Origin of the sequence: Streptomyces sp. S3(2020), from assembly GCF_013044505.1 — a bacterium.
In the GTDB taxonomy this organism is placed as follows: Bacteria; Actinomycetota; Actinomycetes; order Streptomycetales; family Streptomycetaceae; genus Streptomyces.
Genome location: NZ_JABERD010000009.1, coordinates 50,735 through 67,097 on the forward strand (window position 1 = coordinate 50,735; position 16,363 = coordinate 67,097).

Below are 16,363 nucleotides of genomic sequence, written 5' to 3' on the forward strand. Positions count from 1 at the left end.
CTGTGGGAGCGACGAAGGCCGGGACCCTTTCGGGCCCCGGCCTTTTCACCGTGTCGTGGGTCAGGCGGTCGCCGGCTCCACCGCCACCTCGGCCGTCGAGCGGGCGGTGTTCTTGCGGACGAGCAGCAGGGTGATCACCGCGCCGAGCAGGGAGGCGCAGCCGCAGATGACCACACCGACGGCCATGCCGTGGGCGAGGGCGTCCTGGGCGGCGGCCCGGGCACTGTCGCTGCCCGCGTTGACGACGGCGAGGGGACCGGCGGCCGCCTCCATGCCGGCGTCCGCACCGCTGAGCTTGCCGACCAGGGCGGAGGAGGCGAGGCTCATCGCCACCGTGCTGATCACGGCCGGTCCGAGGCCCTGTCCGAACTCGCGGACCAGGCTGGTCGCGCCCGAGGCCATGCCGGTCATGTTGATCGGTACGGCGTTGACGGCGGCCGAGGTCAGCGAGGACACCACGCAGATGAAGCCGACGCCCAGCAGCAGCACCGGGCCGAGGAAGGCGGCCAGCGACGTGGTGGTGATGGGCAGGGCGGCGATCCAGAACTGGCCGGCGGCCATCGGCAGCAGACCGCCGACCAGCAGCCAGCGCGGCTCCACACGGGTCAGCATCCTGCTCAGCACGGGCGCCAGCAGGAGCGGGATCAGCTGGAGGATCACGAACGGCATGCCCGCCTTGAGGGCGCTGAGGTGCATGACGGCGCCGAGCCGGATGGAGACGCAGTACGCGGTGCCGATGAAGCCGAACATGCCGGCCAGCGCGACCACGGCCGCCGCGGCGAACGACGGGATCCGCAGCAGGTCGAGGTTGAACATCGGTGAGGCGGAGCGCTTCTCCGCGACGACGAAGGCGACCAGGGCGACCGCGGCGAGCGACAGGGTGCCGACGATCGACGGGCTGCTCCAGCCGCGCTCACCGCCCTCGATGATGCCCCAGAGCAGGGCGGTCAGACCGACGGCGATGGTGATCTGGCCGGGCCAGTCCAGGGTGCGGCCCTCGGGCGCCTTGGAGTCGGTGACCAGGACCATGCTGGAGAAGCCGACGACGAGACCGAGGATCACCGGCGGCACGAACGCCCAGCGGAAGTCGGCGACGGTGGCCAGTACGCCGGAGGACAGCGGGCCGAGCGCCGAGGCGAGGGAGATGCTCAGCGCCCAGGTGGACACGGCCTTCGCCCGGTCCTTCTCCTGCGGCGTGGCGGCCGCGATGACGGCCAGGGAGCTGGGGAAGAGCGCGGCGGCGCCGATGCCGGCCAGGGCCTGGCCGATCCACAGCATCTCGATGTTCTGGGAGAGCGCGTTGATGAGTTCACCGAGGGCGAGGACGAACCCGCCGAGCACCAGGAGCCGTTTGCGGCCGAAGAGGTCGCCCAGCACACCGAAATTCAGCTCAAGAATGGCGGTGGGGAGAATGAAGGCGGAAGTCACCCAGGCTACTTGGGAACCGGAGGCCCCGAATGCGGCCTGTATTTCCCCGTTGATGGGAGAGGGCACGGTGATACACAGCTGTGCGGCGGCTACGGCCAGACAGCAGGCTATGAGTGTTCCCCTGTCGAGTCTTTTCAGCACGCTTGTCATTCCGTACTCCGTCGCTCTATGAGTTCGATGAGATTTCCCTCGGGGTCGGTGACCCAGGCCATGCGCACACCGGGCTCGGGGGACGGTCCCGGTGCGAGGGCCTCGCCCGCTCCATGGGCCACCAGGGCCGCGTGGACGGGGTCGAGTTCAGGGGTGGTGACCGCGAAGTGGCCGTATCCCTCGGTGAGGGCCGCGGTCAGCGGGTCGGGGGCCCGCAGGCCCGGTGTGGAGCCGGCCCGCGCGAGCAGTTCGATGCGCCAGCCGTGCGGATGCTCCAGGACGATGCCGGTGAGTCCAAGTCCGTCGAGGTGGAACTCGAAGACGGTCTTCAGCCCGAACGCGCCCTTGTACCAGGCAGTCTGGGCTTCCAGGTCCCGTACGTTCACGCCCACGTGGTCGAGTCGTGTGGTCACCGGCGCTCAGCCCGCCATCGCGCTGTCGCCACCGTCGACCATGAGGTTGGCGCCATTGACGAACGCCGCCTCCTCCGAGCACAGGAAGGCCGCGGCACGCGCGATGTCCTCGGGTTCGCCGACGCGTCCGACGGGGATCCGCGCCTCCAGCTGCGCCCGGGGACCGTCGGGATCGTCGAGGAAGGGCGCGGTGGCGGAGGTCCGTGTCATGCCGGGGGCGATGGTGTTGACCCGGATGCGGTGCGGGGCGCCGGCGGCGCACAGGTGCTTGCTCATCGCCAGCACCCCGCCCTTGGCGGCGCCGTGCGGCACCATCGGCATGAAGGGGGCGCCGCGTACGGCGGCCACGGAGGCGACGTTGAGGACGGCGCCGCCGCCGCGGGCGATCAGGTGCGGCCAGGCGGCCTGGGTGCAGAAGTAGGGGATGTCGAGCTCGTTCCTGATGGTGAAGTACCAGTCCTCGGCAGGCATGGTCTCGAACGGCCCGTTCCGCAGCGCCGAGGCGTTGTTGTAGAGGATGTCGATCCCGCCGAAGGCCTCGATGCCGGCGTCGATCCACTCCCGTGCGCCGCCCTCGGTGGAGAGATCGACGGGGGCGAGGGAGCGCATGACTCCGCCGGCCTTCTCGACGAGTTCCACGGTTTCGGCCGCGCTGTCCTCATCGATGTCACAGCCGAATACAAGGGCGCCCTCGGCCGCGAATACCTGAGCGGCGGCGCGGCCAATTCCGGCTCCCGTCCCACTGATGAAGGCGATTTTCCCGGCCAGTCGACCCATGATTGTCCATGTCCCTTGTTCCGTCCCGCCGGAGTGCGGTGGTGGCAGCGTAGGGAGGGGATTTGACCGGAACAAGAATTCGGTCAGCGAACCGCCATCGGGGGTTCGTATGGCTGGTATACGGCTCAGGGTGCGGGCTCTTCCGGTTGGATGGCCTCATGACCACCGACGAGCACGCGCGGTTCATGCGGGCCAACCAGGCGAACTGGGACGCCCGTACCCCCGTCCACCTCGCCAGCCGCTTCTACGGACTCGACCAGGACCTCGATCCGGCCCGCTGGTTCGCCGGCTTCGAGTGGGAGGACCTCGGTGAGCTGGGCGGCCGCGATGTGCTCCACCTCCAGTGCCACCTCGGCACCGAGACGCTCGCCTTCGCCCTGCGTGGGGCCCGGGCGACGGGTCTGGACTTCTCCGCGGCGTCGGTGGCGGCCGCGCGGGACATCGCGGCGAAGGCGGGGCTGGACGTCGCGTACGTACAGGCCGACGTGTACGACGCCGTCGAGGCGCTCGGCGGGCGGCGGTTCGACGTCGTCTACACCGGGAAGGGCGCCCTGTGCTATCTGCCCGACCTGGCGCGGTGGGCGGGTGTCGTCGCCCAACTGCTGCGGCCGGGCGGGCGGTTGTACATCGTCGAGTTCCATCCGCTGCTCAACGCGCTGGGCCCGAAGCCCGCCCCGGGTGAGGGGCCCGAGCTGCTGCTCCGGCACGACTACCTGGGCGGGGGCGAGGCCGTGCACCGTGACGCGACCCACACGTACACCGACGGGCCGACCGTGGCGGACGCCACCGACAGCTATGAGTGGATGCACGGAATAGACGAGGTCGTCAATGCGTTGACCGGGGCGGGACTGGCCATTCGGCGGCTCCGGGAGAGCGACGAGCTCCCCTGGCCGCGCTGGCCGCAGATGGTCCGCACACCGTCCGGCTGGTGGCGTCTGCCCGAGCCGCGGATCCCGCTTCTCTACGGGCTCCTCGCCACACGCTGAACCACCGTGGTATCGTCCCGTTAGCACCTGTGTACGCCCGGTCCTGGGCGCCGGTGCCGTTCCACTCTCAGTTCGCCGGTCGTCGTACCGGCTCTCTCATCACCTCGCGGTCAGCGATCCACCCCGTGTCCGAGGTGCTGTCTCCCGCCGCTCGAAGGCCTTCTGTCGCCTTCCCGAACGTCGCGGCCCTCCCCTTCCTTCCGCATGTCCCATGCCTTGTGTCCTCGAAAGGACCGACCACCATGACCACCACACTCGAACACCCTCCTGTCCAGCAGCAGCTCCCGGTCCGCGCCGCCACCGGCGTCCTCGACATCGACGCGAACGGCAAGGGCCACCTGCGCGCCGAGAGCATGCTGCCCCTGCCGTCCGACCTCCAGGTCTCCCCCGCGCTGATCCGCAAGCACGGTCTGCGCAAGGGCGACCTCGTCGACGGCGTACGCGGCACCCAGCGCGCCCTCACCGAGGTCGCCCGGGTCAACGGCCGCACCCCCGACGAGCTGCGCGGCCGCCGCCACTTCCGTGACCTGACACCGTTGCACCCCCGCGAGCGCATCCGCCTCGAACACCCGGCGTCCGGTCTCACCGGCCGGGTCACCGACCTCATCGCCCCCGTGGGCAAGGGGCAGCGCGGTCTGATCGTCGCCCCGCCCAAGACCGGCAAGACGGTCCTCCTCCAGCAGATCGCGGCGGCCGTCGCCGGCAACCACCCCGAGTGCCGGCTGATGGTCGTACTGCTCGACGAGCGCCCCGAGGAGGTCACCGACATGCGGCGCTCCGTGCGCGGCGAGGTGTACGCCTCCACGTTCGACCGCACGCCCAAGCAGCACATCGCGCTCGCGGACCTCGTCATCGAGCGGGCCAAGCGGCTCGTCGAGGCCGGCGAGGACGTCGTGATCCTGCTGGACTCCCTGACCCGGCTGTGCCGGGCCCACAACAACGCGGCCGCCGCCGGTGGCCGCACCCTCAGCGGCGGCGTGGACGCGACCGCGCTCATCGGCCCCAAGCGGTTCTTCGGCGCCGCCCGGACGGCCGAGGAGGGCGGCTCGCTCACCATCCTCGCCACCGCCCTGGTGGAGACCGGCTCCCGTGCCGACGACTTCTTCTTCGAGGAGCTCAAGAGCACCGGCAACATGGAGCTCCGCCTCGACCGCGAACTCGCCTCCCGCCGTGTCTTCCCGGCCGTCGCCATCAACCCCTCCGGCACCCGCCGCGAGGAACTCCTCCTGCCCCCGGCCGAGTTGACCGCCGTACGCGGCCTGCGCCGGGCCCTCCAGACCCGCGACGGCCAGCCCAGCCTGGAAACCCTCCTGGAGCGGATGCGCGAGACCCCGGACAACACGACGTTCCTGCGCCGCATCCAGCCGATGCTGCCGGCGAGTTGACGTTCCTCTGCCCGAATCGCCCGAAAGGCGTGCGGAGTCGAGAGGCGGACGCTAGCTTGTTGGCCCAGTGGTGCGCCGCAGGTCAGCAGGGGGAGACATGGTCCGGGCGAGCGGAGACGGATCAGTCGCCGTCGGAGGCAGCGCCGAAACGGTCGTGACCGGCGACGGGAACACGATCCAGGTGGTCCAGGCTCCGCCTCCTCTCACTCCCCCTTCGCCACAGGAGATCGACGTCGCCGTGGCCCAGTACGCAGGACGGATCGCGCAGGTCTACGGGCGCCTCGACCTGGAGGTCCTCACTCCGCTGTCGGAGGAACACCCGACGGTGGAACTGCGCGAGGTGTTCGTCGCACCGACGGTGCGAGCGGACCTCCCTCCCGTCGAACTCCCGCGGGAACTGTTCAAACGTCTCGTGGAGTCCGGGGAACTACCGGAGCAGGACGCCGTGCCGCCCGGCGTGGACAGCACCTCTTTCATCTCGCTGCGCGAGTCCTACCTACGGCGTCCCGCCCAGGGAGTGCTGGACGTACTGGCTGCACCGGCCAGCCGTCTTCTCGTACTCCTCGGAGATCCGGGGGCCGGCAAGTCCACCCTGGTCCGCTACGTCGGCATGACGCTGGCCCTCGGCCAGGCAGACGAGGCGCTCGCCACGCTGTCGGACCGTGTGCCGCTCGTGGTCGAACTGCGCCAGTACGCCGAGGAGCGGTGGCGGCACAGCAGCTTCGAGGTCTTCCTCGACCATCTGTACGAGGACTTCGCCCTGTCCGTGCCGCGGCCGGTCCTGGCGGAACTACTCGCGAACGGCCGGGCGCTGGTCGTCTTCGACGGACTCGACGAGCTCTTCGACCCCACGGTGCGCACCCGGGCCGCCCAGCGCATCGCGGCCTTCGCCGCCCGCTATCCGTCCGCGCGGATCGTGGTCACCTCCCGGGTCATCGGGTACCAGCGTGCCGTCCTGGAGGGGGCGGGCTTCGCCCACTTCATGCTCCAGGACCTGGACGACGACCGGATCCGCGCGTTCATCCGCAGCTGGTACGCCGTCGCCTGCCCGAACTCCCCGGTGCAGGCAGGCCAATTGGCCGAGCGGCTGACATCGGCGGTCACGGGTTCTCGCCCACTGCAGGAGATGGCGGGCAATCCGCTGCTGCTGACCGTCCTCGCGATCATCGGCCGCCGCCAGACCCTCCCGCACAACAGACGCAGTGTGTTCGAGCACGCCGTCACCGTCCTCGTCTCCCACTGGGACCAGGCCGCCAAGCTCCTCAAGGCCCCGCTCTCCCCGCCGGTCGCCGAGGCCCTCGACGTGCTCGGTCCCGACGAACGCCTGGAACTGCTGCGTCTGCTCGCCCGCACCATGCAGGAGGGCCACAGCGGCATCGCCGGCAACCACATCCATGCCTCCGACCTCGAACGGGTCTTCCGGGACTACCTCCAGAAGTACGAGCTGCCGCCGGTACACGCCACGGCGGCGGCCCGAGCGATGGTCGCGCAGCTGCACCAACGGAACTTCATCCTGTCCCGCTACGGCGGCGAGGTGTACGGGTTCGTGCACCGGGCGTTCCTGGAGTATCTGGCGGCCTCCGACATCGCCCAGCGTTACAACGACCGTGAATGGTCGACACCCGAGGACCTGGTCGAGCAGGTGCTCGTCCGACGGGCCGATGATCCGGCATGGCACGAGGTGCTCCTGCTGCTCGTCGGCCAGATCGGGACGGCTGCGACGGGCACGGTCGTGGACCGGTTGCTGGAGCTGCACGCCGGAACACCGGACGCCGACGCGTCCCATGTCGTCCTTGCTCTGCGGATGTTGGCCGAGACGAACAAGCTGGGCGATCTGTCGGCACACAGTGTGGCGGTGGTCGACGCAGCGACGCGGGCGCTGGACACGCGGGGCGGGAAGGGCCCCTGGCTACTGGACGAGGCGATGCCGGCGCTGTCCACCTTCAGCGCGCACTGGGCCGGGCAGCGGAGCTTCCTGCGTTGGTTCCGGATCAGCGGACAGTTCTCGCAGAGCCGCGAACCTGTCTCCGTCGTCTGCGCGCTCCGTCTCGGCGTCGATGAGCTCTCCCGCCTGGCCCGCCTCAGCTACTTCGGTGGCGAGCGGCTGCGCTTCCTTCATGTCTGGGCTCGACAGCACCCGGAGGACGCCGTGGTGTATGACGCGCTGCGGCACTCGGCGGAGCACGACGACGATGGCCGTCTGCGCTCCATGGCCCTGGAAGTGATGGCCGAGGTGTGGTCCGAGCGCGAGGATGTCCATGCCTTGACGACGGTCCGGGCACAGGAGGATCCGGACGAGCGCAGCCGCCACACCGCTCTGGCGATCCTGGCGCGGGTCTATTCCCACGACCCCGCCTCGCTCGGCCTGCTCAAGCGGACCGTGGTCGAGGATCCGAGCAGCTGGTCCCGGAAGTACGTGATACGTGCTCTGGGCAGTTCGGCGGCCGCTGACCCCGGCATCCGCCGCTTCCTGATGGAGCGTGCCGTGGCCGACCCGGACCTCGATGTCCGACTGCGTGCCTTGGAGGCCCTGGGGCGTCACTGCGCTCGACATGAGGAGGTCTTCGATCTGGTCCGCCGTCTCATGACCGAATCGGAGTGCGCGGAAGAACGCGAGCATGCGATGTGGTTGCTCGGAGACCATTGGTCCGCCGACAGTCGTGCGCGTGCGCTGCTTCTGCGGCAGACGACGGAGCCCCTTGCGGCAGTTCTGAGCTCGCTGAGGAACTGGAGCCCGAACGACGCGGACGTGGGACGGGTGGTCGTCCAGGCCGCGACGGATCCCGATCCGGGGGTCCGCAGGGCCGCCCTCCACGCGCTCCGGGACAGCCCGATCGACCGGGACGACCTTCAGGAACTCGTGCTGCGTCTTGCCGCCACCGACCCTGACCCCGGTGTCCGCTACATCGCGGTCGAGTTGCTCGACCGCGACCGGTTCGGCCACGATGCCGCACGCGGTGTGCTGACAGCCGCGGTGGCCGACGTCGACGGTCTCGTCCGGGACTTGGCGCACCTCCGACTGGCTCATCAGTGGCTGGACGACTCCGAGCTCCGGGAACTGGTCATCGAGGCGGTCTCCACCCCCGACAGCCTGTCGCCGGCCGCCCGGTCCTCGGTGCTCGAGGAACTGATACGGCACTGTCCGGACCGCGCGGACGTACAGACCTTGGTCCTGAACGCGGTCGACCTGCCGCTCCGGACCGAGCGGGGCTTCGTCCCGCACCTGCCCGAGGACGACCGACCCGACCAGGATCGCGCCTGGGCAGCTCTCATCCGCCTGGCGACCGGGCCCTTGGACGGCTACGACACGCGCCTGTACGCGCTCAGAACACTGGGCAGGCAATCCATTCGCCGTACGGATCCTCGAGACGCCCTCTGGCGTACCGCGGCGGAGTCGACCGGTGCCGGACCAGCGCTCGCGGCCCTTCGCACACGCTGGGCGCAGCACGGTGACATGCGTGATCTCCTCATCCATGTCGCGCGGCATCATGGCGACGATGACGCGCGCCTCGACGCCGTGCGAACCCTCGGTCTTCAGCAGCCCCACCACCCGGACGTCCAGGCCCTCTTCCTCCAGCTGGCCACGGACGACCCGGCCGCCGGCGTCAGATTCGCCGCCCTGCGCCGCTGGGCACTCACTGCCGACGACGAGGACGCACGCAAGGTCGCCGCCACCCGCGCAACGGCCGACCCCGACAGCCGGGTCCGCCACCGACTCCTCCACCTTCTCGCCCTGGCATGGCCGACCTCCCCGGAGACCACCGCGGCCCTACAGGAGTGCGCCCGGCACGACACACACCAGGAGACCCGCGAGGCCGCCGACTATCTCCTCGACCAACTGACCGACTGACGACCCATGCCCTTCATGCGGCATCCGGGTGCTCGGGCGCCCCGCACGGCCCGGGCAGCGGGGTACAGGGCGGGTCCATTCCTAGGTTTGCGGTATGACGATCGGATTTACCTCTCGGATTGCCGTGTCGACCTGTGCGCTGTGCACGGTGGGCCTGCTGGCGTTCGCCCCCGTCTCGGCGGTCGCTCACACGGGCTCCGACCCCGATGTGCCCGGCGGCCCGCGGGCCGCGGCTGTGCGGCCCGCTCTGCTGTACCGCTCCGGCACTCAGGTACGCCCGCACCGGGGCGCGCCCCGGGTGCCGGATGTGTCCGCGCTGTCGTGGGTGGTGGCCGACGCGGAGAGCGGGGAGGTGCTCGCGGCGCATGACGCGCATCGCAGGCTGCCGCCCGCCAGCACGCTGAAGACGCTGTTCGCGCTGGCCGTGCTGCCCGCTCTGCCCGGTGGCCTCCGGCACCGGGTCGGGGACGAGGAGCTGGCGGACGTCGGGGCGGGCAGCAGCCTTGTCGGGGTGCGGGAAGGGGAGACGTACCGGGTCGCCGATCTGTGGCGCGGGGTGTTCCTCAACTCCGGGAACGACGCCGTCCACGTACTGGCCCGGCTCAGCGGCGGCTGGCGCTTCACGGCCACGCGGATGCAGGACAAGGCCCGTTCGCTCGGCGCCCTCGACACCCACGTCCGCTCACCGGACGGCTACGACACACCGGGCCAGGTCTCGTCCGCGTACGATCTCGCCGTCTTCGGCCGGGCGGGCCTGCGCAACCCGGACTTCGCCCGGTACTGCGGCACGGTCGAGGCGAGGTTCCCCGGTGGCGGCGGATGGTCGTACGTCATCCAGAACACCAACCGGCTGCTGACCGGGGCCGACGGGGTGGCGCCCTACGACGGGCTGATCGGGGTCAAGAACGGCTACACCAGCAACGCGGGCAACACGCTCGTCGCCGCCGCGGAGCGGGGTGGCCGCCGGCTTGTCGTCACTGTGATGAACCCTCAGGCGGGCGGTGGTTTCGCCGTGTACGAGGAGGCGCGTGAGCTGCTCGACTGGGGGTTCGACGCGGCGGGGCGGGTGGATCCGGTGGGTTCGCTGGACGCGCTGCGGGCCGGGCCGCGGCCGGGGCCCGAACCGACGCCCGCCGCCGCCCCGCCCGCCCCGGAGGGCAGTTCCGGCTGGCCGGCGGCATGGGCGATCGCGGGCGCGGCCGGGCTCGGTGCGGGTGCTGTCGCCTTCGTGCTGCGGGCCAGGGCCGGGCGGCTGTCCCGGAGTTGACCGGCCGGCAGCCACAGCAGCAGCCCGAGAGTGATCCAGGTGTACGTGTTGCCGCCGAGGAACCCGTCGACGCCGGACGCGTCGTCGAACCACAGCCACACCACGCTGGTGCACAGCACCGCGTACAGGGCACCCGCCACGCGCGGGTGCCCCGCGCGCACCAGTACGGCGAACGCCGGCAGCAGCCACACCAGGTGGTGCACCCAGGTGATCGGGCTGACGAGACAGGCGGTGAGCCCGGTGAGGGCGAGCGCGGCCGGCCAGTCCCCCACGGCCGCCGCCCGGCGGGCCCGCACGGCCCAGACGGCCAGCACCAGCAGTACCGCGACCGCCCACCACGAGCGGTCCGGTTCGCCCAGCCGGGCCAGGATCCCTTGCAGCGACTGGTTCGAGACGTAGTCCAGGCGTCCCACCCTCGTCGTGTCCCACATCGCCTCCGTCCAGTAGAAGCGCGAGGCGTCGGGGGCCACCAGGGCGGCCAGCGCGGTCACGCCCACGGCCACCGACGTCGCCACGGCCGCGGCCCGCCGCCGCCCGGCGAGCAGGAGCAGCGCGATGAAGAGCGCGGGCGTGAGTTTGACCGCCGCCGCCAGACCGATTCCCACACCCGCCCGGCGCCCCCGGCCCGTGGCGAGCAGCCAACCGTCCGTCAGCACCAGTGCCATCAGCAGGAGGTTGACCTGGCCGAAGCTGAACGTGTCCCGCAGTGGCTCGAACAGGGCGAGCAGACAGGCCCCCAGGGCGCAGCCGAACCAGCCGTGGCGTCGCCAGGACCGTCCGGCCAGGATCCGCACGATCACCGCGAGGGCCGCCAGGTTGAGCAGCAGCGCGGCGACGATCACGACGTGCAGGGGGAACAGGGCCATCGGCAGCATGCCGACGGCCGCGAAGGGCGGGTAGGTGAAGCCGTACGTCGTGCCGGGCACGCGGTAGTCGTAGATCCGTCCGCCGTGGTGGACCCAGCTGTCGACGGTGCCGTAGTAGACGCGCAGGTCGAACCAGTCGCGCAGCAGCGGCACGGTCGCCGTGAAGGCGGTGACCGCGGCGGCGAGGGCGAGGACCAGCAGGAGTCGGCCGCGGTCGGTGCCGGGCGGGTTCACGCGGTGCGGCCCGACGCCGGTGCCTGGGCCGTCTGGTGGGCCTGCCACAGGACGACCACGGCGAGTGCGCCGCCGCACACGGCCAGGACCAGCTGCCCGGTGTCCGCCGGACCGCCGCTGGGCAGGGTGGCCAGCGCGAGCACACCGGTCACGGCGGCCGTACGGTGCCGTACCGAGGTGCTGGGGGCCGCCGCGGCGATGAGGAAGAGTCCCCACAGCGCGTACCAGGGGCGGATCGCCGGGCCGAGCGCGGCGACCGCGACCAGGCTCAGACCGAGCGCGTACACGGGGCGGGGGCGCAGCCGCAGCCATATGACCAGGATGGTCAGCCCCGCGGCCGCGACACCGAGGGCGTGCCAGGCGGGTATCGCCAGGGGCGCGAGATCGCTGCCGAGGTGTTCCAGGAGGGCCCGGGTGGCACGGCCGAGGAGGCTGGTGAGGGCCCAGTTCTGCGGGGACACGGGGGTGTTCAGGGCGCCGATCCAGCCGTATCCGGTGCCTGCCACGGCGGTCGCCGCGACGGTCGTGGCGGTGGCGGCGGCCGTTGTCGTCGCGACCGCCGGCAGGGGGCCGCGGCCCGCGCGGACCTGGAGGACGACGACCGCGGCGAGGCCGAGCGCGGCGGGCGCCTTGACCAGGGCGGCGAGGGTGACGAGGACGGCGCCGAGGACCGGCCACCGGCCGAGCGCCGCGACCAGACCGGCGCCGAGCAGACCCAGCATGACGGCGTCGTTGTGGGCGCCCGCCACCAGGTGCAGCAGCACGAGCGGGTTGAGGGCGCCGAGCCAGAGCGCGGCGGCCGGGTCGGCGCCGCTGTGCCGGGCCAGGCGGGGCAGCGCGGCCGCCATCAGGGCCACCCCGCACAGCGCCACGAGACGCATCCCGAACAGGCCGGCGGGGAGTTCTCCCCGGGTCAGTCCGGCCAGCGCGGAGGCGAGGGCGAGGAACACCGGGCCGTACGGTGCCGCGGTGTGCTGCCAGACCGGGGCGACCTCGTCGGCGAGCGGGCCGCCGAGCACGGCGGGGCCCTGGGTGTACACGTCCATGTGGGCGTCGACCATGGCGCCCTGGGCGAGGTAGCTGTAGACGTCCCGGCTGAACAACGGCGGGGCCAGCAGCAGCGGGGCCGCCCAGGTCGCGAGGACGAGCAGCAGGGCGCGCGGGGTGGGCGGTCCGGCGCCGCGGACGAGCCGTCCCAGCAGCAGCCAGGCGGCTATCAGGAGGACGACGCCGAAGTAGACGCCGATCAGACCGAGGGCGACCCGCACGTTGGCGGGGGCCAGGAGCTCCCGTACGGGCAGGGCGCCGGCCGTGTCACCGCCCAGGGCGAGGAACGCGGTTCCGGCCAGGCCCAGGACCTGACAGCGGCGAAGATCGACGGGGAAAGCCTTGGCCAACACTCGGAAAGCGTGTCAACGCCGGGTGGCCGGAAATTGACGGGGCGCTCTCGACGCGGCGGCCGCCGTGTGACCGACGTGTGTTCAGAACACCGACAGCCCCGTCAGCGTCGTGAACCTGTCCAGCGCCGCCACGCCCGCCACGGAGTTGCCCCGCTCGTCCAGCCCCGGGCTCCACACGCACAGGGTGCAGCGGCCCGGCACCACCGCGATGATGCCGCCGCCGACACCGCTCTTGCCCGGCAGACCGACCCGGTAGGCGAACTCCCCGGCCGCGTCGTACGTGCCGCAGGTCAGCATCACGGCGTTGACCTGCTTGGCCTGGCTGCGGGTGAGCAGGCGGGTGCCGTCGGCGCGGATGCCGTGGCGGGCCAGGAAGGAGGTGGCGAGGGCGAGGTCGGCGCAGGACGCCAGGAGGGAGCACTGGCGGAAGTACTGGTCGAGCAGGACCGGGACGGGGTTGTCGATGTTGCCGTACGCGGCCATGAAGTGGGCGAGGGCGGCGTTGCGGTCGCCGTGGGCGGCCTCGGAGGCGGCGACCTCCTCGTCGAAGGCCAGGCCCGGGTTGCCGCTCTCGGCGCGCAGGAAGGACAGGAGCTCTCCGGCGGCGTCCGCGGTACGGGTCTGGAGGCGGTCGGTGACGACGAGCGCGCCCGCGTTGATGAACGGGTTGCGCGGGATGCCGCTCTCGTACTCCAGCTGCACCAGGGAGTTGAAGGGGTTGCCGGAGGGTTCGCGGCCCACGTGCTCCCAGAGCGCGTCGCCCTCGCGGGCCAGGTCGAGGGCGAGGGTGAAGACCTTGGTGATGGACTGGGTGGAGAACGGCTGCCGCCAGTCCCCCACGCCGTACACCGTGCCGTCCAGCTCCGCGACGGCCATGCCGAAGCGGCGCGGGTCGCAGGCGGCGAGCGCCGGGATGTAGTCGGCGGGCCGCCCGCGTCCCGGGGTGCGTTCGATCTCCTCGGCGATACGTGCCAGGACCGGCGCGAAGGTCATGGACGAAGTCATGATCACCATTGTGCCTCCGGGCCGGTCCGGGCGCGCATCAGCGGGTCGGGGCGTCAGGCCAGGGCCCTGCCCGTGCCCGCGACGACCTCGGGCCGCAGCAGGTCGGCGAGGGTCTCGGCGGGCAGCAGCCCCTTCTCCAGGACGAGTTCGGCGACCCCGCGGCCGGTGGCGAGGGCCTCCTTGGCGATGTCGGTGGCGGCCGTGTACCCGATGTGCGGGTTGAGGGCGGTCACCAGGCCGATGGAGTTCTCGACGGTCGCGCGCAGCACCTCGGTGTTGGCGGTGATGCCGTCCACGCAGCGCTCGGCGAGCGTGAGGCAGGCGGCGCGCAGGTGGGTGACGGACTCCGACAGGGAGTGCAGGATGACCGGCTCGAACGCGTTGAGCTGGAGCTGCCCGGCCTCCGCGGCCATCGTGATCGTGACGTCGTTGCCGATCACCTCGAAGGCGACCTGGTTGACCACCTCGGGGATCACAGGGTTCACCTTGCCCGGCATGATCGACGAACCGGCCTGTACCGGCGGCAGGTTGATCTCACCGAGCCCCGCACGCGGACCGGACGACAGCAGCCGCAGATCGTTGCAGCTCTTGGACAGCTTGACCGCGACCCGCTTGAGCACGCCGGACATCTGGACGAACGCCCCGCAGTCCTGGGTCGCCTCGACCAGGTTGACGGCGGTGACCAGCGGCAGCCCGGTGATCTCGGCCAGGTGGCGGCGGGCCGACTCGGCGTACCCGGCGGGAGCGTTGAGTCCCGTACCGATGGCCGTGGCGCCGAGGTTGATCTCATGGATCAACTGCACGGCCTCGTCAAGACGATGGCGGTCCTCGTCGATCATGACGGCGAACGCGGAGAACTCCTGACCGAGCGTCATCGGCACCGCGTCCTGCAACTGTGTACGGCCCATCTTGAGCACATCACGGAACTCGACCGCCTTACGGGCGAACGAGTCCTGGAGTACGGCCATCGCCTTGAGCAGTCCACGCACCGCGAAGACCGTCGCCACCTTGACGGCGGTCGGGTAGACGTCATTGGTGGACTGACCGAGGTTGACGTCCTCGTTGGGGTGCAGGTACTGGTATTCCCCCTTCGCGTGCCCCAGCAGCTCCAACGCCCGGTTGGCGACGACCTCGTTGGCGTTCATGTTGGTCGAGGTGCCGGCGCCGCCCTGGATCACGTCCACGACGAACTGGTCGTGCAGCTTGCCGTCCCGGATCTCCCGACAGGCCTCGACGATCGCGGCGGCCTTGCGCGGCTCCAGCAGCCCCAGCTCCTCATTGGCGAGCGCGGCGGCCTCCTTGACGGCGGCGAGGGCGTCGATGAGGTGAGGGTAGGCGGAGATGGGAGTCCCGGTGATGGGGAAGTTCTCGGTGGCCCGGAGGGTGTGCACACCCCAGTAGGCATCGGCGGGAACATCACGGTCACCGAGCAGATCGTGCTCGCGACGGCTGACGACGACGGTCATGAGAGTTCGGGTCCTCTTCTGAGATGGGTGAGCAGGGGCGCCCCTTCAGGGGCGCGGGGAACTGCGCGACCAGCCACACACAGCCGTCAGTCGCCAATCAAGAAATCGGGCAAATCCTTAGGCGCAGGCCGGGACAACAACCGGCTCCAGCGACCGAACCGCCCGCACACGCCCGACCTCAAGGCCACCCCCGAGAAGCGCTTCGCCCTCGAACTCGGCCAGCAGGGAAGGATCGACCCCGGCCCACGCCAACGCCGCCGCGGCGACCGGCACCCGCGCCCGATTCGCCCCGTCGGCGATCTTCACGGCCACAGAACGACCGTCCGGCAGCGCGGCGACCTGCACACCCTCGAACCCGTCCTTGGCCAGCAGCCCGGGCACCGCGGCCATCAACGCGGCCACGTCCCGCCCCGCCCCGGACGCCATCTCCGCGTGCGACCGCATCGCGTCGGCGACCCGCGCCTCGGGCGTGCCCGGCGCCGCGGAAGTGATCCGCGCACCGGCCCGGGCAAGCCCGTGCAGCGACACGGAGAACAAAGGCGCCCCGCACCCGTCGACCGTCACCTGGGCGATCCGCTGCCCGGTGAGGTCCTCGACGATCTCCGCGATCGCCTGCTGAAGGGGGTGCGCGGGGTCGAGATACCCCTCAAGAGGCCAGTCGTTGAGCACGCACGTGTACAGCATCGCCGCGTGCTTCCCGGAACAGTTCTGCGCGAGCCGGGACGGCCCCCGGCCCTCCCGGACCCACTCGTCCCGTACGGCCGGGTCGAACGGCATGTCCGGCACGTTCCGCAGCGCGTCCTCGCCCACCCCCGCGAGCTCCAGAATCCGCCGGGCACCGGCCAGATGGCGTTCCTCGCCGGAGTGGCTGGACGCGGCCAGCGACAGCAGCTCGCCGTCGAGCGGGAGCCCGGCCCGGACCATGGCGACGGCCTGCACCGGCTTCAGCGCCGAGCGCGGGTAGAACGCCGCCTCGATGTCGCCGAGCTGGAACCGGACCTGCCCGTCCGCGCCGAGGACGACGACGGAACCGTAGTGGATGCCCTCCACGACCCCGCCGCGTACGAGGTGGGCGACGGGGGCGTGGAGGGGCTCGCGGATCAGGGGTGGGGCCGCGACGGAACTGCTGTACATCA

11 protein-coding genes and 1 pseudogene are annotated in these 16,363 nt (G+C 71.3%); 4 read left to right on the top strand and 8 right to left on the bottom strand.

The annotated features are described in order from the left end of the window. Positions 1-60: 60 nt before the first annotated feature. The 3 genes from HLK59_RS05160 to HLK59_RS05170 are packed head-to-tail and all read right to left on the bottom strand — an operon-like array spanning position 61 to position 2,768. On the bottom strand, positions 61-1,578 hold the full coding sequence (locus tag HLK59_RS05160) for an MFS transporter (protein ID WP_171140019.1): 1,518 nt from the start codon (positions 1,576-1,578) through the stop codon (positions 61-63). After that, entirely contained in the window at positions 1,575-1,991 is a 417-nt protein-coding gene (locus HLK59_RS05165; RefSeq protein ID WP_171140020.1) for a VOC family protein, read from the bottom strand. The genes HLK59_RS05160 and HLK59_RS05165 overlap by 4 nt, the downstream gene beginning before the upstream one ends. 6 nt (positions 1,992-1,997) lie before the next feature. Continuing rightward, entirely contained in the window at positions 1,998-2,768 is a 771-nt protein-coding gene (locus HLK59_RS05170; protein WP_171140021.1) for an SDR family NAD(P)-dependent oxidoreductase, read from the bottom strand. Positions 2,769-2,926: 158 nt separating this feature from the next. Between HLK59_RS05170 and HLK59_RS05175 the strand changes: the two genes are divergently transcribed. The 4 genes and pseudogenes from HLK59_RS05175 to HLK59_RS50800 form a co-directional block, all read left to right on the top strand. Continuing rightward, positions 2,927-3,754 carry a class I SAM-dependent methyltransferase gene (locus HLK59_RS05175; protein ID WP_171140022.1) on the top strand — a complete coding sequence of 276 codons (828 nt, stop codon included), beginning with the start codon at positions 2,927-2,929 and terminating at the stop codon, positions 3,752-3,754. Positions 3,755-3,996: 242 nt separating this feature from the next. Then, positions 3,997-5,139, top strand: coding sequence for a transcription termination factor Rho (gene rho, locus HLK59_RS05180; protein ID WP_171140023.1), 1,143 nt, complete (start codon positions 3,997-3,999; stop codon positions 5,137-5,139). 238 nt (positions 5,140-5,377) lie between these two features. Further along, entirely contained in the window at positions 5,378-8,989 is a 3,612-nt protein-coding gene (locus tag HLK59_RS05185) for a HEAT repeat domain-containing protein (RefSeq protein ID WP_171140024.1), read from the top strand. A gap of 94 nt (positions 8,990-9,083) precedes the next feature. Then, positions 9,084-9,968, top strand: a pseudogene (locus HLK59_RS50800) (serine hydrolase); the annotation flags it as partial. A gap of 11 nt (positions 9,969-9,979) precedes the next feature. Here the strand turns inward: HLK59_RS50800 and HLK59_RS05190 are convergent. The 5 genes from HLK59_RS05190 to HLK59_RS05210 form a co-directional block, all read right to left on the bottom strand. Further along, positions 9,980-11,356 (bottom strand): glycosyltransferase 87 family protein, encoded by a 1,377-nt coding sequence (locus HLK59_RS05190; protein ID WP_171140025.1) that lies wholly within the window; start codon positions 11,354-11,356, stop codon positions 9,980-9,982. After that, the gene (gene mptB, locus HLK59_RS05195; RefSeq protein ID WP_171140026.1) at positions 11,353-12,756 is read right to left on the bottom strand and encodes a polyprenol phosphomannose-dependent alpha 1,6 mannosyltransferase MptB; all 1,404 of its coding nucleotides are present in this window, start codon (positions 12,754-12,756) and stop codon (positions 11,353-11,355) included. Before mptB ends, HLK59_RS05190 begins: the two co-directional genes overlap by 4 nt. An 81-nt stretch (positions 12,757-12,837) precedes the next feature. Beyond that, on the bottom strand, positions 12,838-13,770 hold the full coding sequence (locus tag HLK59_RS05200; protein WP_171140027.1) for a glutaminase: 933 nt from the start codon (positions 13,768-13,770) through the stop codon (positions 12,838-12,840). Between the two features lie 44 nt (positions 13,771-13,814). Beyond that, entirely contained in the window at positions 13,815-15,227 is a 1,413-nt protein-coding gene (aspA, locus tag HLK59_RS05205) for an aspartate ammonia-lyase (protein ID WP_171140028.1), read from the bottom strand. A gap of 117 nt (positions 15,228-15,344) precedes the next feature. Next, a complete protein-coding gene (locus HLK59_RS05210) occupies positions 15,345-16,361 on the bottom strand; it encodes an asparaginase (protein WP_171140062.1) in 1,017 nt (338 codons plus the stop codon). Positions 16,362-16,363: the final 2 nt, after the last annotated feature.

Bases quoted from the DNA above. Each gene is read 5' to 3' on its own strand.
- HLK59_RS05170 (WP_171140021.1), bottom strand. From the start codon at position 2,768: ATGGGTCGACTGGCCGGGAAAATCGCCTTCATCAGTGGGACGGGAGCC.
- HLK59_RS05175 (WP_171140022.1), top strand. From the start codon at position 2,927: ATGACCACCGACGAGCACGCGCGGTTCATGCGGGCCAACCAGGCGAAC.
- HLK59_RS05160 (WP_171140019.1), bottom strand. From the start codon at position 1,578: ATGACAAGCGTGCTGAAAAGACTCGACAGGGGAACACTCATAGCCTGC.
- HLK59_RS05200 (WP_171140027.1), bottom strand. From the start codon at position 13,770: ATGGTGATCATGACTTCGTCCATGACCTTCGCGCCGGTCCTGGCACGT.
- rho (WP_171140023.1), top strand. From the start codon at position 3,997: ATGACCACCACACTCGAACACCCTCCTGTCCAGCAGCAGCTCCCGGTC.
- aspA (WP_171140028.1), bottom strand. From the start codon at position 15,227: ATGACCGTCGTCGTCAGCCGTCGCGAGCACGATCTGCTCGGTGACCGT.
- HLK59_RS05210 (WP_171140062.1), bottom strand. From the start codon at position 16,361: ATGTACAGCAGTTCCGTCGCGGCCCCACCCCTGATCCGCGAGCCCCTC.